Origin of the sequence: Arthrobacter sp. 7Tela_A1 (assembly GCF_049311065.1) — a bacterium.
Classification (GTDB): Bacteria; Actinomycetota; Actinomycetes; order Actinomycetales; family Micrococcaceae; genus Arthrobacter_B.
On record NZ_JAXIOO010000016.1, the window covers coordinates 1 to 18933 of the forward strand.

An 18933-nucleotide genomic window follows, 5' to 3' on the forward strand; every position below is an offset into this window, starting at 1 on the left:
GGTCGGCGTGACGGGGACGGGGTCCTGCCCGCCTTCACCGAAGTGCTCGTTGTAGTGGCTGATCTGGACCCAGGTGATGCTGGCGCCAGCCGGTACGCTGAAGGCATCCCACGGGATGAATGAATCTCCGATCCATGCGCCGCCGGGCTGATTGTTGTACGGGTCGAACTGGATGCCAGCGGAGCCCTCGGTGCCGTCGGGGTTGGTCCATCGGATATTCACGTGCCCATGCGCCTGAAAAGTGTCGCCGGCGGGCAGCTGGATGCCCTGCCCGGTGACTTGATACGGCGTCGCGGCGTCGCTGGTGCCGGTGAGAGCCGGGCCGGGATCCAGGCCGGGCTCGGCGGCGGCAGTTGCCCCGCCAACCATCACGGCGGCGATGGCGGCGGTGGCGGTGATCTTGCGGAGCTTCATTGCCTTCCTTCCAGATTCAGTTTTGGACAAGCCAAAGGCGGCAACCAGACCCCCATCTGATTGCCGCCCCTAGTCGTCATTCGCGTTCGGCTTCTTCTTTGACACCGAATGCAAGCCGGCTGTCCTTGCCAGGACCGTCCGGCTGGTCTTGCCGGGGAGCGGAGGGAAGACCGCTCGAGTTGCGGCACGTCCTATACGTGCGTATCGCGGCGCTTACCTCGGCTCCCATAGAGGGCGGCTTCGGCGGCGATTTCTCGTCAACCACCTCTAGGCTAGCCGCACACTTCTGCCCCGTTTTCGGTGCGTTACCGCGGCCGGGGCACCTTTATAGCCGAATGTCCTAGTCATCCGCGGGCTCTCCACGTGAGGCTGAACCGGAGCGGTGACGGACTTCTCAGATCCCTTCGCGCAGGCAAGAACTGGATCCCGCGGGACAGGCTGCCGTCCACCAGCACATTCGCACCGGTCATCCGGGAGCAGCTCCCGCTTTTCGTTGGCGTTGGGCTCGGTGGCGGGGCCGTCCTTCCCACCGTCTGTTACTGCTGTGAACGGATGCGACCACTCCAGTAACAGCTGTCCCGAAAGGTGGGAAGGGCGGGCGCCGTAGTCGCGTGCGGCAGATATCAGGATTCGGGAGTAGCCGCGGTGACAGATTCGATAACCCGCTGGAAGGCTGGGCTGACCCGGACCACCAACGTGCCGGCAAGCTCTCTCCAGCCGAGGCGATGCGCGTCCGCACCGGAGTGGTCAACGTTTTCCGGGGGTTTCCCCGCTTCGATCCGGACCTCCCCCTGGGTCTGCTGGCCGAGGACTGGCCGCGGCGGCCGCTCGGGAGGCCTTTGCGGAGCTTTACGACGGCGTGACTGAAGATGCGATCGAATACGTCCGTTCCGTCGTCGGACAGCATTCCCCTGCACACGTGAAGGATGTCTCCATCCGCAGGCTGTGACTGGACTGGCCCCACTCCGACGGGTCGGCCGTATGCTTCCGGTCATGACCGTATCGATTTCCCACACGACCTTCGACAGCCTCGATGCATACGCCCAGTCGAAATTCTGGGCCCGGGTGCTCGACTTCCGCGAAGACCCCGCTGACCCCAACCAGCCCGGCGACGACGAGTGCATGATCTACTCCCCCGACGGCACCCATCGGCTGCTTTTCATCTCGGTGCCGGACAGCAAACAGCGCAAGAACCGCGTGCATCTGGACCTGCAGGCGTCGGAGCCTGGCGGGCGTGACCGGGAGCTCCAGCGTCTCCTGACCCTCGGCGCCACACAGGTGGATGACCAGCGGCGGCCGGACGGAACGGGCTGGGTGGTTCTCGCGGACCCCGAAGGCAACGAGTTCTGCATCCTGCGCAGCGAGGCGGAGCGAACCTCCTGACGCTCGCCTAGAACTGGATCCCGCGGGACAGGCCGCCGTCCACCAGCACATTCGCACCGGTCATCCGCGAGGCACGGGGGCTGGAGACGAAAACGACGACGTCGGCCACCTCCTGCGGCGTGCCCATCCGGCCGGTCGGGTTCAGGGCCAGGGACTCCGTGAACATCTCCGGAGCCCCCGCTTCCAGGCCCTGCCAGACGCCGCCGTCGAAATAGGTGTTGCCGGGCGAGACGGTATTGGCGCGGATACCGGTGCCGGCCAGCTGGAACGCGAGCCCGGCCATGTACCCAATCAGTGCGGACTTCACCGTGCCATAGGGCCCGGACGCGAAGTCCACCTCCCGGCCGGAAACACTGGAGATCGCGACCAGCGACGGCGACTCGCTGCGGCCAACATGCGCAATGGCCGCCTTCATCAGCCGGACCGTGCCCATGAGGTCCACCCGCAGGCTCGCCTCCCAGGACTCCGGCGTGTCCGGGATGGCCAGCGCGCTGACGTTGCTCACCACGGCGTCCAGTCCGCCGAAGCGGCTGGCGACGTCGTCCACCCAGGTGGCCACGGCGTCGCCGTCGCCCACGTCCAGGACGGCGCCTTCCACCTTGACCCCGCTGCCCGTCAGGGCTGCCTCGGTCGCAGCGATCTCCGCAGCGTCCCGAGCGCAGAAGGCAACGTTCGCACCTTCCGCGGCGAAAGCCTCAACGATGGCCCGCCCGATCCCCCGCGTTCCGCCGGTGACCAGTGCCGTTTTGCCGCTCAACTGCAGATCCATGACTGCTCCTGGTTTTAGAGAATTTCTGCGCTGCGCCGGCGCAGGTCGGCGTGCAGGCCGTCGTAGGCGTCGGCCCTGGGGAAGAGCGATTTCCGCGCCTTGACCACCACGGAATAGTTCGCATCAACGGCATTGGCGATTGGTGCCTGCGCAGTTTGGGTGAGCAGCTGGTAGGCGTCCATCTGGTGCAGGCCGAACAGCTCGCCGAACCAGCGCACCATCTCCACCTGCCCGATCCGCCAGGAATCTTCCATGGGACGGGAGGACCCCACAGCCATCCACTCACCGTCGGTCTCCAGCCGCGGCCAGGCCGGGGCGCCGCCCTTGATCAGCTCCACCAGGATCGTGGAGTGCATGGCACCTTCGACGGCGGTGCCGCACGCCTCGCCCTCGCCCTGCCGGTAGTGGCCGTCGCCAATGGAGAACAGGGCGCCGGGCTGGTTCACGCCGAGGTACACCGTGGTTCCGGCCTTGACCTCCGGGGCGTCCATGTTCCCGCCGAAGCGTTCGGGAACCAGGGAGGAGCGCACCTCGCCGCCGGGCGGGGCCACTCCGACGGTGCCAAGCATGGGTTCCAGCGGCAGGGCGACCTCGAAGTCTCCGAACCTGGCCTGAAAACCCACAGTGGAACGGGTGGAGTCCACGTGGTAAATCCAGGTGGTGTCCGGCAGCGGATCCTGCAGGAACGCAGTGCGGTCGGTACTGGTGAGCCCGCCGAAGAACGGGATGGTGGCAGAGGCGCCGTAGCTGCGGGCCGGGGTCAGCTCCACGATGTGCAGGGCCAGGGTGTCCCCGGGCTCGGCGCCCTCCACGTAGAAAGGGCCGGTCTGCGGGTTCACGAAGTTCAGGTTGACCTTCTCACTGGACAAGTCCTCCACAGAGGTCAGGGCATTGTTGAACGCGTCCTCCGACCAGAGTTTCAGCGCAGTGCCCGGCTTGATCCGCATCACCGGCCCGGCACCGCCGAAAGTGTAAACCAGCTGGTCCGGCCGGGGGCGGTATTCGACGATGTCCATGCGCCGGGAGCCTAGCCGAGGTTTGCGCTTCTGGATACAGCTGGGCTGGAACACGGAATGGCAATGAAGCCTGTGCTGGTTGTGACTCCTGAGACCAGAGTTGCTGGTTCGCCCATTAAGCGCTCTTTTCGCACCAAAACCATTGACATGCTTAGGCGCCCTCCGCAAATGTGGGCAGCACCTCGTGCGCGGTAAGAGGTGAACGCGAAGCCAGAACGGGATGCCAAGTCGCCGGGAAAGCTCCCGGCCAAGCCAGCTGTCATCGTCGACAGCGCGGAAGGACAGCACGTGAGCAGAGGACGCAGTAGCACCGCACGGACCCGTCGGATGGGCGCCGGACTGGCAGCAGCCGCCATGGTGCTGGCCGGATGCGGCGGGGGCGGCGACGTCGGAACCGCCGAAACCGAGTCCGTAAACCCGGGCATGGCAGACGGGGCGAGCGGAGAAGTCAAGCTCTGCGGGCACAAGGACGCCAGCGGCATCAACCGCGGAACCGTAGCGGAGTTCACCAAGCAGAACCCTGGCATCCAGGCCGAATACGTGGAGATTGGCGCCAACTCGGACCAGTCACGTACCCAGATGGTGCAGCGCCTGGAAGGAGAGTCCACGGAGTGCGACCTCTTCCTCATGGATGTCACCTGGGTCAGTGAGTTCGCCAGCCAGGGCTGGGTCATGGACCAGACGGAACTGGTGAGCGGCTACGAGGAAGGGACCATCCCCTCCACCCTGGAGACCGCCCTGTTTGAGGACAAGTACTGGGCGGCCCCTTTCTATACCAACGCCAGCCTCATCTACTACATGCCGGAGAAGGTCAGCGCCCCGGAGTCCTGGCAGCAGCTCTACGAGGAGGCAGGCGCCGCTCCGGAAAACGCGTACGTCTACCAGGCCCAGCAGTATGAGGGCCTGACGGTGAACTTCCTCGAACTGCTCTACAGTGCCGGCGGCGAAGTCCTGGACGAGGACGGCAACGTCACCGTCGATTCGCCGGAAACCCGGGAGGTGCTGGAGTTCATGGCACAGGGCCTCGAAGACGGAGCAGCCCCGCGGTCCGTCCTTACCTATGATGAGGACGCCACCCGCCTGGCCTTTGAGAGCGGAGACTACGGCTACCAGCGCAACTGGCCGCACGTGTACCGCCTGCTGAACGAAAGCGCCCTCGCCGGGACCTTCGAGGTCGCTCCGCTGCCCGCCTTCGGCGAGGACGGCACCCCCAGCGGCGTCCTCGGCGGCTGGAACCTCGCGATCAACGCCTTCTCCGACAATCCGGAAGCCGCCGTCGCCCTCATCAATTTCGCCACCAACCCCGACTGGCAGAAGCGGGTCGCCGCGGACTATTCGCAGGCCCCGGTCAGTGAAGCAGCCTATGACGATCCCGCGGTGCAGGAAAAGATGCCGTTCGCACAGCAGCTGCGCGATTCGGTGGAGGGTGCCAAGCCCCGGCCGAAGTCGCCCGTGTACCCGCAGATCTCCCAGGCCATTTATGAAAACGCCTATGCGGTGATCTCCGGCGATGCGAGCGCCGACGAGGCCGTGACGCGGATGGCTGAGCAGATCAAGGCCGCCCAGGAGACGTTCTAGCCATGGCCGCCGGGACAGAGGCTGAGGCCCGGGACACCGGACCCGGCAGGAAAGCGTCCGCGAAGGGAACCGGAAAGCGCTCCTCGGGCCGGGACAACCCCTCCGGCCGGACCCAGGCGGAACGCCGCCTGGCGCGGAAGATGGTGGCACCGGCCCTGACCGTCATGGCGCTGGTGGCAGCCTTCCCGATCGCCTACGCGATCTGGCTGTCGATGAATCAGTACAGCCTGCGCCAGTCCGGGCTTTCACGGTTCGTGGGGCTGGGCAACTACATCAGTGCGCTCACCAGCGGGGAATGGTGGACGGCGATGGGCCAGACCTTCATTTTCACTGCGTTCTCGGTGAGCCTGGAGATCGTCCTGGGAATCGGCCTGGCCCTGCTGCTGAACATGGCGTTCCGCGGGAGGGCGCTGCTGCGGACGGTGGTGCTGGTTCCCTATGCGGTCCTCACCGTGGTCTCGGCCATCACCTGGCGAACCATGTTCGAACCCAACCTGGGGCTGGTCACCACCGTCCTCAATGCCCTCGGCCTGCCCGGCGGGGACGTGGTGTGGCTGGGGGAACCCGGCTACGCCATGGCCGTGATCGTGCTGGCCGATGTCTGGAAGACGGCACCGTTCGTTGCCCTGCTGGTCCTTGCCGGCCTGCAGGTCATCCCCGGGGATGTGTACGAAGCGGCCGAACTGGACGGAGCCGGGAAGTGGAAGACCTTCCTGAACATCACCCTGCCCCTGCTGAAACCGGCAATCGTGCTGGCGGCGATCTTCCGCACCCTGGACGCGCTGCGGGTCTTCGACCTGCCGTTCGTCCTCACCCGCGGCGCCAACGGCACCGAGTCCATGTCGATGCTGGCCTACCGCGAGCTGCGGGAAAACCGGCTGGTCGGCGAAGGCTCGGCCCTGTCCATCCTCACCTTCATCACGGTCATGGTGGTCTCCCTGATCTACATCCGATTCGCCGGTGGAAACATCCGCGCAGTAGCCGAGGAGAAAGAATGAGCACGGCACAGGAAACAGCCGTAGCACCATCCGCAGCACGTCCCCGTCCGGCCGGGAAGCCACGCCGGCCGCGGAACGCCGGGCCCGGGCCGTTCGTCTGGCTGGTGGTGGTCGCCGTGATGGCGTTCTCCCTGGTTCCCTTCTACTGGCTGCTCAACACGTCGCTGAAGGCCGGCAGTGCCCTCAGCTCCGGCGAACTCTTCCCCAGCACCCCCACGCTGGAGAACTACCTGACCGTCTTCCAGGACGGCGACTTCCTGCTCTCCATCCGGAACTCCGTCATCATCGCGGTGAGCGCGACTGCCATCGCCATGGTGTTCGCGTCCTTCGCCGCCTATGCCCTGGCGCGGCTGAGGATGCGGCGCAAGGCGTTCCTGCTGGCGCTGATCCTTTCGGTCACAACCTTTCCCGCCATCGCCATCGCGGCTCCGCTGTTCTCCATGTGGACCCAGATCGGGCTGTACGACACCCTGCTGGGCGTCATCATTCCGAAGCTGACCTTCGCCCTGCCCCTGGCCATCTACACCCTCACTTCCTTCTTCCGGGAGATCCCCCGTGAGCTGGAGGAGTCCGCCTACATGGACGGCGCTTCGCCCTTCCAGGCGTTCTACCGGGTGATCCTGCCGCTGGCGGTGCCGGGGCTGGCGACCACTGCCATCCTGGTTTTTATTTCCGTGTGGAACGAGTTCCTCCTGCCGGTCACCCTGACCTCCTCCCCGGAGGCGCGGCCGGTTCCGGTGGCCATCGCGTTCTTCAGCGGAACCAGCGAGTTCGACCAGCCGCTGGGCACCATCAGCGCCGCTTCGATCATCATCACGATCCCGCTGGTGATCCTGGTGCTGGTCTGCCAGAAACGGATCGTCTCCGGGCTTACCGCCGGTGCGGTCAAGGGATAAAACATCAACTGCAACACAGGAGGACAGCCCGTGAGCCACGCGCCAACCAACGGCACCCATGAACCGCCCCTGAAAGTCGGGGTGATCGGGCTCGGCTGGGCAGGCCAGCAGCACCTCGACGCTTACTCCCGTGCCCCCGGGGTGGAGGTCGTTGCGTTGGCCGGGCTCGAAGAGGACCTGCGCGGCGAGCTCCAGGAACAGCACAGCGTTCCCCATGCCGTTCCCGACTGGGAGGACCTGGTAGCCCTGGCGGAACTCGACGCCGTCAGCGTTGCGGTGCCGACTTTCCTGCACGCCCCGATCGCCGTCGCGGCCCTGGACCGCGGACTGCATGTCCTGAGCGAAAAACCGCTCGCCCGGAACGCTGTGGAAGGGCAGGACATGGTCGACGCCGCCCGCCGGGCCGGGCGGGTGCTCGACGTCGCGTTCAACCACCGCAGGCGCGGAGACATCATGACCCTGCGCGGGATCATCGAAGCCGGGGACCTGGGGCGGCCGTACTACGCGAAAGCCTCCTGGCTGCGCCGGGCCGGGATCCCCATGCTCGGCAGCTGGTTCACCAACCGGGAGATGTCCGGCGGCGGACCGCTGGTTGACCTGGGCGTCCACGTCCTGGACTACGCGCTCCATCTGCTCGGCGAACCCAAGGTCCGCTCCGTTTCCGCGGCAACCTACTCCGAACTGGGACGCCACGGCCGCGGCGGCGATGAACGCTACTCGGCCATGGCCACCCAGTCGGCGTTCGAAGTGGAGGATTTTGCCAGCGCATTCGTCCGGCTGGAAGGCGGCGGGACCCTGGTCCTGGAGGCCGGCTGGGCTGCCTACCGGGAGCAGGAGGACCTGCTGGATTTCCAGGTCTACGGCACCGAGGGCGGGGCGCGGCTGCACGCACTCGGGGCTTCCAAGAATCCGATGGCCGACCTGCGGGTGTTTGCCGAGAAGGACGGCCGGAATGCCGATTGGTCCCCCGAGGTGAAAGCCGGGGCCGGCCACCAGGCCGTCATCGATGATTTCCTGGCTGCCGTGCGGGGCGGCCCCGAGGTGTGGGGTGCCCATGACGGGTCCCTGGCACTGAGCCGGGCACGGGTCATCGATGCCTGTTACCGCTCTGCCGCCGAACAGCGGGAGGTGGATGTCTGATGCAGTCCCCTGAAACACCGGTCCGGTTTGAGGACAAGCTGCGGTTGCTGGTCTGGAACGAGGGTGTGCATGAGGCCAGCAACCAGCCGGTCTCCATGGCCGAGGACTATCCTGCCGGGATCCACGGAGCGGTGGCGGACTGCCTTGCGGCTTTCTTCCCGGGATCTGAGGTGTCCACCGCCGTCCTGGCTGATCCCGGCCACGGACTCGACGAGGAGCGGCTCGCCGCCACGGATGTCCTCCTCTGGTGGGGGCACAAAGCCCACGACGAGGTCTCCGACGAGGCGGTCGAGCGGGTGCACCGGCATGTCCTGGGCGGCATGGGCCTGATCGTCCTGCACTCGGGGCATTTCTCGAAGATCTTCACCAAGCTAATGGGCACCACCTGCTCGCTTCAGTGGCGGAACGACGGCGAACGCGAGCTGGTCTGGACCGTCAAACCTTCCCATCCCATCGCGGATGGTGTCCCCAACCCGCTTCACCTCGAGCGCAGCGAAATGTACGGGGAGCTCTTCGACGTTCCCGAGCCGGACGACCTGGTGTTCATCAGCAACTTCGAGGGCGGCGAGGTTTTCCGCTCAGGCCTGACCTTCACCCGCGGCCACGGCCGGATCTTCTACTTCAGCCCCGGCGACCAGGACTATCCGATCTACCATCACCCCGGCATCCAGCGGGTCATCGCCAACGCCGTCCGCTGGGCCGCGCAGCCTGAACGGGAGCGCGCCCAGCCGGAAGTCGGGAACCCCCGGCGGCGCTGGGCCTAAGCCCCACACCGGCATTACCCCCTCCACATCACCTCCTACAGGAGCTCCCATGGCCTACGTTCCCCGCAGCACCGAACCGGCCAACCCGGTACGGCTGGCTTTGATCGGCTCCGGCTGGATCGGTGCTTTCCACGCCGAGACCGCTGCCGCGCGGCTTGGCGGGGTACAGCTTGTTGCCATCGCGGATCCGGCCCTGGCTCCCGCCGTCGAACGTGCAGAGCGTCTGGGCGTCGCGAAGGTGACGGCGGATCCCGCCGACGTGCTGGCTGATCCGGAGGTCGACGGCGTTCTCATCGCGGCGCCGGCACGGTTCCACGCCTCCCTGATCTCCGCTGCAGCCGCGGCCGGAAAACACGTGTTCTGCGAGAAGCCCGCTGCTACCAGCCTCGCCGAACTCGACGGCGCCCTGGGCGCGGTCCGGGAAGCCGGCGTCGAACTCCAGATCGGTTTTAACCGCCGGTTCGCGGCGGATTTCGCCGCGGCCAAGCGCGCGGTTGATGCCGGCTCGGTGGGCGAGCCCCGGCTGCTGCGGTCCGTGACCCGGGACCCAGGCCGCACTGACACCATTCCCGGAGCAGAGCGGATACCCCCGTGGACCATCTTCCTGGAAACGCTGATCCACGACTTCGACACCCTCAACTGGTTCAACCAGGGAGCCGTCGCTGAACAAGTGCAGGTGATGGCCGATGCCCTGGTGGAACCCTCGCTCAGGGACTCAGGCTTCCTTGACACCGCTGTGGTGACCATCCGCTACAGCAACGGTGCGATCGCGGTTGCGGAAGCGAGCTTCAGCGCGCTGTACGGCTATGACGTACGCGGTGAGGTCTTCGGCTCCGCGGGCATGGTCCAGGCCGGTTCACTGCGGGCGACGGCGGCCGGCAGCTACACAGCCGCGGGCTTCAGCAGCGAAACTCCACGGTTGAACGTTGAACTCTTTGCTGACGCCTACACCGCCGAAATCGCCCATTTCGCAGCCATGATCCGCAGCCGCCGTGACGGCGGCCCTGCACCGGCGCCCTTGGCGCCCGGCGGAACCGATACCCGTGCTGCCCTGGCCATGGCGCTGGCCTGCATCGAGGCCGTCAAGACGGGAGCAGCGGTTCAGGTCGCAGGAACCCGGGCGGCCGCGGCGGGGGAAGGAAACCGATGAGCCCGCCTCCGCCGTCCGCAGACGGAATGAGGCTCGCGGTATGCGCAGAAATGGTGTTTCTGGACCTGCCCATGGAGGAACGCGTCCGCCGGATCGCGAACGCGGGCTTCGACGTCGAGCTCTGGGATTCCCGCCGGCACGACGTCGCACGGCTGGCTGCCACGGGAGCCGTCTTCTCTTCGATGACCGGTTATTCGACGGGCAGCCTCATCGATCCGGAGACCGCCCCCGATGTCCTGCGCACCGCGGCGGAACTCATTCCCTCAGCCCTGGAGCTGGGGGTGAGCCGCATGGTCATCCACCCCGCGGAGCTGATCGACGGGAAAGCTGCCAAACCGGGTTATCGCGCCACCGGCCTCATGTGGCTTACCGGAGTGCGCACACTCGCGAAGCTGGGCGACCTCGGCGCGGAGCACGGCGTCGTCTTCGCCCTGGAGAACCTGAACACCATCGTCGACCATCCCGGAATCCCGCTGGCACGCGCCAAAGACACGCTGGCCATGGTCGAAGCAGCGGCGCACCCGAACGTCAAAATGATGCTGGACCTCTATCACGCCCAGATTGGTGAGGGAAACCTGATCGACCTGCTCGGACGGGCCCTTCCGCACGTCGGCGAGATCCAGGTTGCCGATGTTCCCGGCCGCTGCGAGCCGGGAACCGGGGAGATCAACTACCCCAACATTGCGCAGGCGCTGACGGCTGCAGGCTACCGGGGGACCGTGGGCATGGAGGCGTGGGCGGCGTCCGGCAGCGAACTCGCGCTGGACCGTTTCCGGGAGGCGTTTACCGTCCGACGGACCGTTTCAGGGGCGGCTGCTGCGTCATCCACAGTGCAGTGAGCACGTCTGGAGGGTCCCGGACTTACCCCTCCACCTTCACCGACACCCCGGTCTCCAGGGACAACTGCGCGGCGTCGGCAACCCGGGAAGCTGCGACGGCGTCCTCGGGCGGGCACGGATTCTCCCGCTCCCCCAGAATCAGTTCCACGAAGGCCAGCATCTCTGCACGGTAGGCAGTGTCGAAGCGCTCGGCAAAGGTCCGGTGCGGTGTCCCGTCCGGAAACGGAACGCCGGGCTCGGCTGACCGGGAGGCGAGCCGCTCATCCAGGCCGACCATCACGGACCCTTTAGAGCCTTGAAGCTCCAGCCGCACATCGTGGCCCGCCCCGTTGTAGCGTGTGGCTGAAACGGTACCGATCGTTCCGTCGTCGAGAGTCACGACGGCGAGCGCCGTGTCCACATCCCCGGCCTCCCCGATGGCCGGGTCCCCGTTGTTGGAGCCGCGGGCGTAAACCTCCGTGATGTCTCGGCCGGTGAGCCAGCGGAGGATGTCGAAGTCGTGCACGGAACAGTCCCGGAAGAGCCCGCCGGAGGTCGCCAGGTAACTGACGGGCGGCGGAGCCATGTCGGCGGTGGCGGCACGGAAGGAGTGGAGCCAGCCCAGCTCCCCCGCTTCATACAGCCGCTTGGCTTCCAGGTACCCGGCATCGAAACGGCGCTGATGTCCCACCTGCACCACCCCGCCCCGGTCCCGCACGTACTCCAGCACCGGGAGCGCTCCGGCGACGCTGGAGGCAACCGGCTTCTCGACGAACACCGGAACGCCCGCCTCCACGCCGGCCCGGATCAGGTCCGGATGCGTAGCCGTGCCGGTGGCGATAACCAGTCCGTCGATGCCGGCGGCGAGCATCCCGCGAAGGTCCGGGAGGAACTCCGCTCCCACGGAGGTGGCCACCGCCTGTCCCTGCGCGGCAGCGACGTCGGTAACCAGCAGACGGACGTCTTGCCCCGGATGCCGGAGGCCGGCGATGTTCGCCGCGTGCATGGCGCCGATCCTGCCGGCACCGGCCAGGCCCAGGGTCAGCGTCCGCATGCTCAGCCGCGGGGGGTTTCGGTGTTCGCCACCTCAGCCTCGACCTGCGCCAGCACATCGCTGTGCTCGCCCAGGGACTCCAGCTCGTGTGCCAGTTCGGTGAGTTCGGCCCCGCCGGCCATCTGCCCGGTCAGTTCCTCCAGTGTGATGTCCTTCTTGTTGTAATAGCCAATGGACTTGCCGCGCTTCAGCAGCAGGAACCGGTCCCCCACCGGGTAGGCATGGTGCGGGTTGTGGGTGATGAAGATGACCCCCAGGCCGCGGTCCCGGGCCTGGAGGATGTAGCGGAGCACCACGCCGGACTGCTTCACGCCGAGCGCTGCTGTCGGTTCGTCCAGGATGAGCACCTTGGCTCCGAAGTACACCGCTCGGGCAATGGCTACGCACTGGCGCTCACCGCCGGACAGCTGGCCAATGGGCTGTTCCACATCGCGCAGGTCGATCCCCATTTCCTGCAGCTCATGCTTGGTGATCCGCTTCATCTCCTCCACATCCAGCCGCCGGAACGGGCCGGAGCCCTTGGTCAGCTCGGAGCCGAGGAAGAAATTGCGCCAGATAGGCATCAGCGAAACGACGGCCAGGTCCTGGTAGACCGCGGCGATACCGGCGTCCAGGGCCTCCCGCGGGGAGCTGAGGTGCCGGGGTTCGCCGAAGATGCTGAACGTGCCTTCGTCGTGCTTGTGCAGCCCGGCGATGATCTTGATCAGCGTTGATTTTCCGGCGCCGTTGTCTCCGAGCACGCAGGTGACCCGTCCGGCGTCGACCGCCATGGTGACGTCGCGCAGGGCGATGATGTTGCCGTAGCGCTTGCCCACGCCGTCCAGCTCCAGCAGGTGCACCGGGGTGCTGGTCAGCGGATCCTTTTCATCCTTCAGCAGGGCGTCCTGGCTGATCCCGTTATCCGTCATGGCTCATCCGTCCTTGAGATTGCGGTTATTTCTGCTCGGCCCGGCGCTTGACCATGAGGTTCACGATCGTGGCCAGCAGCAGCATCAGGCCCAGGAAGAACTTGAACCAGTCCGGGTTCCACTCGGCGTAGACAATGCCCTTGTTGGCCATCCCGAAGATGAAGGCTCCGATTGCGCCGCCAATCGCGGACCCGTAGCCGCCGGTGAGCAGGCAGCCGCCGATGACCGCCGCGATGATGTACAGGAACTCGTTGCCCACGCCTTCGCCCGACTGGACCGTGGAGAACGCGAAGAGGTTATGCATGCCCAGCACCCAGGCGCAGAAACCGACCCCCATGAAGAGGCCGATCTTGGTGCGGACCACCGGAACGCCGACAGCGCGTGCTGCACCGGCATCTCCGCCGGCGGCGAAGATCCAGTTGCCCACCCGGGTGCGCAGCAGGATCCAGGATGCGATGGCCACCAGTGCAATCCAGATGAACACGGTGATCTTCACTTCGATCCCGGCGATGTTCACCGAGGAGGCAAAGATGGCACGCGCCGAGTCAAAGCCGTCCATGGTGGCGATTGACGGGGTGGAGACGCTGCCGCCGATTGCGCGCGTGAGGCCCAGGTTCAGGCCGGTCAGCATCAGGAACGTCGCCAGGGTGACGATGAAGGAGGGCAGCTTGGTCTTGATGAGGATCCAGCCGTTGATGAATCCGATTCCCAGGGACATCACCAGCGCCAGCACCACGCCCACCCAGACGTTGGTGGAGAAGTACCAGCTGAACAGGGAAGCCATCAGCGCGGAGCTGATCACGGCTACGCCGGTGGAGAGATCGAACTCCCCGCCGATCATCAGCAGGGAGACCCCCACGGCCATGATGCCGATGGTGGATGCGCCGTAGAGCACCGTTGCAATCGAACCGGGCTGCAGGAAAACCGGCGCCACGGCGGAGAAGAAGACAAAGAGGGCGACGGCGCCAACCAGGGCTCCGATTTCCGGCCGGCCGAGCAGCCGGCTGAGCGTACCTTTTTTGCCTACCCGTTCATCCGCCGCGGGAGGAGTTGCCGTAAGGGTCATGTCTGTTCTCCTTGGCGCTGCGGCGGAGCACTGGTGCCCCCCGCAGCTCGGGGTGGTTAGCGTACGCCCTGTTCGGCGAATTCGAGCACGTTGGCGGCGCTCTCCTGGTCCACGATGGCAGGACCGGTGAGTACGGGCTGTCCGCCGCCGATCTGGAAGCCGCCGCGGACGTTCTGCCACAGGGCATCAACAGCGCCGTAACCCTGCAGCCAGGGCTGCTGATCGACGGTGAAGATCACTTCACCGTCCACAATCTTCTGCGCCATCTCGGCGTTCATGTCGAAGGACGCTACCATCACGTCGCTTCCTGCGGTCTCCACGGCCTGGAGGATGGTCAGGGTGTACGGGGCACCGAGGCCAATAACGACGTCGGCGGCACCGGTGGCCTGCAGTTTGGCCGTCACGGTGGACTGGACCTGGGTCATGTCGGTTCCCTGCACATACAGGATTTCCGTTTGAGGCAGCACGGTCTTCACACCGGCACAGCGCGTTTCCAGTCCCACGTGTCCCTGTTCCTGGATGACGCAGATGGGATGCTGGTAGCCGTCGGCTGACAGGCGCTGTCCAACTGCTTCACCGGCCAGGCCTTCGTTGGACCCGAAGTGCGTAAAGGCCCCGAGCTCAACCGAACGGTCTTCGCCGGCGTTGAGGCTCACCACGGGAATCCCGGCGTCGGCGGCCTTCTTCAGCGCTGAGGCGAGGGCATCGGGCTTGGCCAAGGTGACCGCGATACCGTCCACACCCTGGTCAACGGCCTGCTCGATCAGCTGCGCCTGGCGGCCGCCCTCCGGATCGGAGAGGTACTGCAGTTCCACATTGTCCTTGGCAGCTGCTTCTTCGGCGCCCTTGCGGACGATGTCCCAGAAGGTGTCCCCGGGGGCAGCGTGGGTAATCAGGGCAATATTCATGCGCTCGGTGCCGGCCACCTCGCCGCCGCCGTCGGTGCCCGCTTCGGGCTCCCGGCCGCCGCTGCTGGAGCAGGCGGCCAGCGCCAGCATCGGGACCAGCGCTGCCGCTGCGGCCAATCGTCGCCAGGAATGCTTGTGTGACACGAGAATCTCCTTTGTCTTCCGTGAACCGGCCCCGGCGAGGCCGGTGGACGTCCCCTGGCGCCTTCGCCCGGCTGGCCCCTCGGGCACCAGCATCATGACGGGTACCGCAAAAGTCAATAGTATGTCAGGACATAATAACGTATCGGGTGATCCTTGCGCATTCATCCCAGACAGTCGCCGCGGGAATCCTCCCGTAGCCGTGAGGCCACTGCTACGATCATCCGAAAGACAGATTGTCCTGTCATTTAGCGCCGATGACCGGACTTCCGCTGCGGTCCGGATGCCGAAGGAGACAGGTTTGGAACTCAACATCCCCATCGACAGGTCTTCCCCGGTGCCCCTGTACCACCAGGTGGTACAGGGAATCGAAGGAGCCATCCGCAGCGGCACACTGGAATCAGGTTCCCGGCTGGAGAACGAAATTGAACTGGCCAGCCGGCTGAACCTCTCCCGTCCCACCATGCGCAAGGCAATGGATGAACTGGTCCGCTCCGGGCTGCTGGTCCGCAAGCGCGGTGTCGGCACCCAGGTGGTTTCCAACCAGGTGCGGCGCAATCTGGAACTCTCCAGCCTCTTTGACGACCTGCAGCGCACCGGGCAGAAGCCGGCCACCGAGGTCCTGGAGTTCCGGCACGGCAAGGCGGACACCGCCGTCGCACGTTCCCTGGACCTGCCGGCAGGCGTGAACGTGTACCACTTCACCCGGCTGCGCAGCGTGGACGGGAAACCGCTGGCCCTCATGGAGAACTGGGTGCGGGATGACATTACCGAGATCACCGAGGACAGCCTCCGCCGCCTGGGGCTTTACCAGATCCTGCGCGACGCCGGCGTGAACTTCCGCCTGGCCACCCAGCGGATCGGCGCCGTGGTTGCCGATGACCGCCAGGCCAAGCTGCTGACCACCGAACCGGGATCCGCGCTGGTCACCATGGAACGCACCGCGGTTGACGACGCCGGGCGCAACGTGGAAACCGGGCACCACGTATACCGGGCCGACTCCTACAGCTTCGAAATGACGCTCGTTCAGCGCTAACCCCACCTCCCCGACGGAAGGGCAGCACGATGACCGGATCAACGCAGTGGGTCTACCCGCTTGGCGCCGCAGGACACGGCCCCTGGGAGGTCTCCCTCGGAGCGGGCGGAGCCGGCATCCAGCCGGAGGGCTGGGCGCATACCGGACTCAAGACCGCCCGGCTCGGCGCCGGTGAATCCGTGAAGCTTACGGCGGAGCCTGAAGAACGGATCATCATTCCGCTCCAGGGCCGCTTCACCGTCACGGTGGACGGCACGGACTATGAACTGCGTGGCAGGGACAGCGTCTTCTCCGGTCCCTCGGACGTGCTGTACACGGGTGTGGATACCGCCGTCGCCATCTCCGCCCCGGAGGGCGGACGGGCAGCGGTGGCGCTGGCTCCGGCCCGTGAGAGCTACCCGGTTCGCCTGATCCGGGCCGAAGAGACGCCGGTGGAGCTGCGCGGGGCGGGGAACTGCTCCCGCCAGGTGCACAACTTCGGCACCCCGGCGGTACTGGAGGCCGACAGGTTCATTGTCTGCGAGGTCCTCACCCCGGCGGGCAACTGGTCCTCCTATCCCCCTCACAAGCACGATGAGGAAAAGGACGGCGAAACCAGTCTCGAGGAGATCTATTACTTCGAGACCCGGGCGGCACGCGGTGCGCCGGCAGGCGTCGAGACCGATCCGGTGGGCTACGCCCGCGTGTATGCCTCCGATGAACGGCCCATTGATGTGACGGCGGAGGTCCGCACCGGTGACGTGGTGCTGGTGCCCTACGGCTGGCACGGTCCTGCGATGGCGGCGCCGGGCTACGACCTGTATTACCTGAACGTGATGGCCGGGCCGGGCCGGGTGCGCGAGTGGCTGATCAGCGACGATCCGCACCACGGCTGGGTACGCCGCACCTGGGAGAACACGCAGATCGATCCGCGGCTGCCGTTCTGAGGTCAGGCCCGGGTCCTCGCTGCCGGATCCGCGGCGGGGCACTCCCGCGGCTCAGTGGAAACTGCCGGTGAATTCCTTCATGGTCTGCAGCTGGTAGCGCGAGACTTCCAAGGCGTTCTCATTCTCGCCAAACACGCTGGACACCATCACGGTCTCGGGCCGGTCCAGGAATCCGTTCTCGGCCAGTCCGCCGAAGAACTCCTGCCAGTCCACGTCGCCGTCGCCGATTTTCAGGTGCTGGTGCACCCGCACGGCGTTGCCTGGCGGGTTGGTGATGTAGCGCAGCCCGTGGGAAGCGTGGTGGTCCATGGTGTCGGCGACGTGCACCACGCGCAGCCGGTCTCCCGCTGCGGCCATGATCCGGGCCGGGTCGTCTTCCATATGGAAGGTATGGGCTGCGACGTAGACGAATCCCAGGTTCGGGGAGTTCACCCCGCGGATAACCCGCAAGGCTTCCAGCCCTTCCTCAACGAAGTCGTCCGGGTGCGGGTCAATGGCCACGTGGACGCCTTCGCGCTCAAAGACCGGCACCAGTTCCTCCATCGAGCGGTAAAACGCCGCCTCGGATTCCTCCGGCTGTTCCGGCCGGCCGCTGAATTCGGTGTTCATCTGCTCCACGCCAAGGTCGACGGCGATCTGCACGGCACGCTTCCAGTACCGCACGGCTGCCTTCCGGAGGTTCTCATCCGGAGAGGACCAGCGCAGCACCGGCAGGATGGAAGCGACTTCAACGTCAGCCTCAGCGCAGGCCTTCCGAAGGTCAGCAACCAGCGCGTCGTCAGCTTTCGGATGCCGGAAGAACGGCAGCACGTCCGGGTGCGGCGTGAGTTGAAGATACTTGTAACCCAGTTCGGCGGCGAGCTGGGGGAACTCGAGCACGGAATGGCTGGAGTGGAAGGGTGTGGGGTCCAGGGCAATCTTCATCGATGGGTCCTTCGCGGAGGTTTAGCTGTACAGGGCGGGCTTGGTGTTCAGCTGCACTGGAACCTTGGCTCCGGTGCGCTGCGCTTCGACGCCTGCTTCGCAGCACTCCGCCGTGGCGTACCCGTCCCAGGCCGTGGGCCCGCCAACCCGGTCCTGGAGCGCTGCATCCGCCCAGGCCTGGACTTCGACGTCGTACGCGGCGGCGAACCGTTCTTCGAAGCCCGGGGCGATTTTTCCTCCCCACCGCCCCTGAGTGCGGACACTGGGACCGGAATCGCCACCGATGCTGACAACCCCTGACTCAAAGGACGCCTGCGTGGCAACCTCGTACCCGTACTGGGCATTGACGTAGATCTCTACGTCGGCGAGCACCCCTGACTCGGTTTCGAGGAGGACATGCTGCGGGTCGTGCTGCCCTGCCGGGGCATTGCGGGTCCGCTTGCCCATCCTTACCTGGACGGAGGTGATCTCGTCGCCGGTGAAGAACCGGACGGCGTCGAATTCGTGCACCACGGAGTCATTGATGAGCATCTCGTTGGTGAATCCTGCGGGGGTGGAGGCGTTGCGGTGCTGGTGGTGGAGCACCAGCAGCTCGCCGAGCTCCCCGCTGCGGATGAGTTCCCCCAGCTGCGCGTATTCGGCGTCGAACCGGCGCATGAACCCTACCTGGATCCGCTGCCGGCCCAGCTTTTCCTCGGCCTGGACCACCTTCCACGCTGACTCGGCGTCCGGGGTCAGCGGCTTCTCGCACAGGATCGGCACGTCCCTGGCCAGAGCGGTGTGGAGGATGTCCTCGTGCAGAAAACCCGGCGTGGCGATGAGCACCGCGTTGATGTCCGGATTCTCAAGCGCTTCCCGGGCGTCGGCGAGCGCCACGGCGCCCGGAATCCCGGCGATCGCTGCGTTGGCCCGGTCCAGCGCAATGTCAACGACGGCTGCCACCTCGGCACCGTGGATACGTCGGTGGATGCGCTGGATGTGGTCAATTCCCATGCGGCCGGCACCGATGACGGCAACGCGGAGGTTCTGGCTCATTGTCTGTCT

19 protein-coding genes and 1 pseudogene are annotated in these 18933 nt (G+C 66.1%); 11 read left to right on the forward strand and 9 right to left on the reverse strand.

Translation table 11 applies throughout. From position 1 onward, the window contains the following. A pseudogene (locus TVB01_RS08620) lies at positions 1-414 on the reverse strand (hypothetical protein); the annotation flags it as partial. 611 nt (positions 415-1025) lie between these two features. Between TVB01_RS08620 and TVB01_RS08625 the strand changes: the two are divergent. Both TVB01_RS08625 and TVB01_RS08630 read left to right on the forward strand, forming a co-directional pair. Beyond that, on the forward strand, positions 1026-1277 hold the full coding sequence (locus TVB01_RS08625; protein WP_422455488.1) for a PaaX family transcriptional regulator C-terminal domain-containing protein: 252 nt from the start codon (positions 1026-1028) through the stop codon (positions 1275-1277). A gap of 130 nt (positions 1278-1407) precedes the next feature. Beyond that, on the forward strand, positions 1408-1797 hold the full coding sequence (locus TVB01_RS08630) for a VOC family protein (protein ID WP_422455489.1): 390 nt from the start codon (positions 1408-1410) through the stop codon (positions 1795-1797). A 7-nt stretch (positions 1798-1804) separates the two neighbouring features. On the opposite strand, the gene TVB01_RS08635 is transcribed toward TVB01_RS08630, so the two are convergent. Beyond that, entirely contained in the window at positions 1805-2566 is a 762-nt protein-coding gene (locus tag TVB01_RS08635; RefSeq protein ID WP_422455490.1) for an SDR family NAD(P)-dependent oxidoreductase, read from the reverse strand. Positions 2567-2580: 14 nt separating this feature from the next. Next, complete coding sequence (locus TVB01_RS08640; protein ID WP_422455491.1) at positions 2581-3582, reverse strand: acetamidase/formamidase family protein; 1002 nt, start codon at positions 3580-3582, stop codon at positions 2581-2583. A gap of 288 nt (positions 3583-3870) precedes the next feature. Here TVB01_RS08640 and TVB01_RS08645 point away from each other — a divergent pair, with 288 nt between their 5' ends. Genes TVB01_RS08645 through TVB01_RS08675 form a run of 7 tightly spaced genes read left to right on the forward strand, consistent with a single transcriptional unit; the run spans position 3871 to position 10947 of the window. After that, positions 3871-5160 carry an ABC transporter substrate-binding protein gene (locus TVB01_RS08645; RefSeq protein WP_422455492.1) on the forward strand — a complete coding sequence of 430 codons (1290 nt, stop codon included), beginning with the start codon at positions 3871-3873 and terminating at the stop codon, positions 5158-5160. Between the two features lie 2 nt (positions 5161-5162). Then, complete coding sequence (locus tag TVB01_RS08650; RefSeq protein WP_422455493.1) at positions 5163-6158, forward strand: carbohydrate ABC transporter permease; 996 nt, start codon at positions 5163-5165, stop codon at positions 6156-6158. Then, on the forward strand, positions 6155-7054 hold the full coding sequence (locus TVB01_RS08655) for a carbohydrate ABC transporter permease (protein ID WP_422455494.1): 900 nt from the start codon (positions 6155-6157) through the stop codon (positions 7052-7054). The genes TVB01_RS08650 and TVB01_RS08655 overlap by 4 nt, the downstream gene beginning before the upstream one ends. A gap of 30 nt (positions 7055-7084) precedes the next feature. Next, positions 7085-8194, forward strand: a complete 1110-nt coding sequence (locus TVB01_RS08660) for a Gfo/Idh/MocA family protein (protein ID WP_422455495.1) — start codon at positions 7085-7087, stop codon at positions 8192-8194. After that, positions 8194-8958 (forward strand): ThuA domain-containing protein, encoded by a 765-nt coding sequence (locus TVB01_RS08665; protein WP_422455496.1) that lies wholly within the window; start codon positions 8194-8196, stop codon positions 8956-8958. Before TVB01_RS08660 ends, TVB01_RS08665 begins: the two co-directional genes overlap by 1 nt. A 49-nt stretch (positions 8959-9007) precedes the next feature. Continuing rightward, positions 9008-10108, forward strand: a complete 1101-nt coding sequence (locus TVB01_RS08670; protein ID WP_422455497.1) for a Gfo/Idh/MocA family oxidoreductase — start codon at positions 9008-9010, stop codon at positions 10106-10108. Continuing rightward, positions 10105-10947 (forward strand): TIM barrel protein, encoded by an 843-nt coding sequence (locus TVB01_RS08675; RefSeq protein WP_422455498.1) that lies wholly within the window; start codon positions 10105-10107, stop codon positions 10945-10947. The genes TVB01_RS08670 and TVB01_RS08675 overlap by 4 nt, the downstream gene beginning before the upstream one ends. 22 nt (positions 10948-10969) lie before the next feature. On the opposite strand, the gene TVB01_RS08680 is transcribed toward TVB01_RS08675, so the two are convergent. Genes TVB01_RS08680 through TVB01_RS08695 form a run of 4 tightly spaced genes read right to left on the reverse strand, consistent with a single transcriptional unit; the run spans position 10970 to position 14952 of the window. Next, positions 10970-11980, reverse strand: a complete 1011-nt coding sequence (locus tag TVB01_RS08680) for a Gfo/Idh/MocA family protein (RefSeq protein WP_422455499.1) — start codon at positions 11978-11980, stop codon at positions 10970-10972. 2 nt (positions 11981-11982) lie between these two features. Beyond that, positions 11983-12888, reverse strand: a complete 906-nt coding sequence (locus tag TVB01_RS08685; RefSeq protein ID WP_422455500.1) for an ATP-binding cassette domain-containing protein — start codon at positions 12886-12888, stop codon at positions 11983-11985. Positions 12889-12913: 25 nt separating this feature from the next. After that, positions 12914-13954, reverse strand: a complete 1041-nt coding sequence (locus TVB01_RS08690; protein WP_422455501.1) for an ABC transporter permease — start codon at positions 13952-13954, stop codon at positions 12914-12916. Positions 13955-14010: 56 nt separating this feature from the next. After that, entirely contained in the window at positions 14011-14952 is a 942-nt protein-coding gene (locus tag TVB01_RS08695) for a substrate-binding domain-containing protein (protein ID WP_422455552.1), read from the reverse strand. 334 nt (positions 14953-15286) lie between these two features. Between TVB01_RS08695 and TVB01_RS08700 the strand changes: the two genes are divergently transcribed. Both TVB01_RS08700 and iolB read left to right on the forward strand, forming a co-directional pair. Next, positions 15287-16039 (forward strand): GntR family transcriptional regulator, encoded by a 753-nt coding sequence (locus tag TVB01_RS08700; protein WP_422455502.1) that lies wholly within the window; start codon positions 15287-15289, stop codon positions 16037-16039. A 29-nt stretch (positions 16040-16068) separates the two neighbouring features. After that, complete coding sequence (gene iolB / locus TVB01_RS08705) at positions 16069-16965, forward strand: 5-deoxy-glucuronate isomerase (protein ID WP_422455503.1); 897 nt, start codon at positions 16069-16071, stop codon at positions 16963-16965. A gap of 51 nt (positions 16966-17016) precedes the next feature. Here the strand turns inward: iolB and TVB01_RS08710 are convergent, their stop codons facing one another. Both TVB01_RS08710 and TVB01_RS08715 read right to left on the reverse strand, forming a co-directional pair. Next, positions 17017-17889: a sugar phosphate isomerase/epimerase family protein gene (locus TVB01_RS08710; protein ID WP_422455504.1), complete on the reverse strand. Its 873-nt coding sequence runs from the start codon at positions 17887-17889 to the stop codon at positions 17017-17019. Positions 17890-17910: 21 nt separating this feature from the next. After that, positions 17911-18924, reverse strand: a complete 1014-nt coding sequence (locus TVB01_RS08715; protein ID WP_422455505.1) for a Gfo/Idh/MocA family protein — start codon at positions 18922-18924, stop codon at positions 17911-17913. Positions 18925-18933 lie beyond the last annotated feature (9 nt).

Excerpts from the sequence above, each read along its gene's own strand:
- TVB01_RS08630 (WP_422455489.1), top strand. The coding sequence starts at position 1,408 with ATGACCGTATCGATTTCCCACACGACCTTCGACAGCCTCGATGCATAC.
- TVB01_RS08635 (WP_422455490.1), bottom strand. The coding sequence starts at position 2,566 with ATGGATCTGCAGTTGAGCGGCAAAACGGCACTGGTCACCGGCGGAACG.
- TVB01_RS08640 (WP_422455491.1), bottom strand. The coding sequence starts at position 3,582 with ATGGACATCGTCGAATACCGCCCCCGGCCGGACCAGCTGGTTTACACT.
- TVB01_RS08650 (WP_422455493.1), top strand. The coding sequence starts at position 5,163 with ATGGCCGCCGGGACAGAGGCTGAGGCCCGGGACACCGGACCCGGCAGG.
- TVB01_RS08655 (WP_422455494.1), top strand. The coding sequence starts at position 6,155 with ATGAGCACGGCACAGGAAACAGCCGTAGCACCATCCGCAGCACGTCCC.
- TVB01_RS08665 (WP_422455496.1), top strand. The coding sequence starts at position 8,194 with ATGCAGTCCCCTGAAACACCGGTCCGGTTTGAGGACAAGCTGCGGTTG.
- TVB01_RS08670 (WP_422455497.1), top strand. The coding sequence starts at position 9,008 with ATGGCCTACGTTCCCCGCAGCACCGAACCGGCCAACCCGGTACGGCTG.
- TVB01_RS08675 (WP_422455498.1), top strand. The coding sequence starts at position 10,105 with ATGAGCCCGCCTCCGCCGTCCGCAGACGGAATGAGGCTCGCGGTATGC.
- TVB01_RS08680 (WP_422455499.1), bottom strand. The coding sequence starts at position 11,980 with ATGCGGACGCTGACCCTGGGCCTGGCCGGTGCCGGCAGGATCGGCGCC.
- TVB01_RS08685 (WP_422455500.1), bottom strand. The coding sequence starts at position 12,888 with ATGACGGATAACGGGATCAGCCAGGACGCCCTGCTGAAGGATGAAAAG.
- TVB01_RS08690 (WP_422455501.1), bottom strand. The coding sequence starts at position 13,954 with ATGACCCTTACGGCAACTCCTCCCGCGGCGGATGAACGGGTAGGCAAA.
- TVB01_RS08695 (WP_422455552.1), bottom strand. The coding sequence starts at position 14,952 with ATGCTGGCGCTGGCCGCCTGCTCCAGCAGCGGCGGCCGGGAGCCCGAA.
- TVB01_RS08700 (WP_422455502.1), top strand. The coding sequence starts at position 15,287 with ATGCCGAAGGAGACAGGTTTGGAACTCAACATCCCCATCGACAGGTCT.
- iolB (WP_422455503.1), top strand. The coding sequence starts at position 16,069 with ATGACCGGATCAACGCAGTGGGTCTACCCGCTTGGCGCCGCAGGACAC.
- TVB01_RS08710 (WP_422455504.1), bottom strand. The coding sequence starts at position 17,889 with ATGAAGATTGCCCTGGACCCCACACCCTTCCACTCCAGCCATTCCGTG.
- TVB01_RS08715 (WP_422455505.1), bottom strand. The coding sequence starts at position 18,924 with ATGAGCCAGAACCTCCGCGTTGCCGTCATCGGTGCCGGCCGCATGGGA.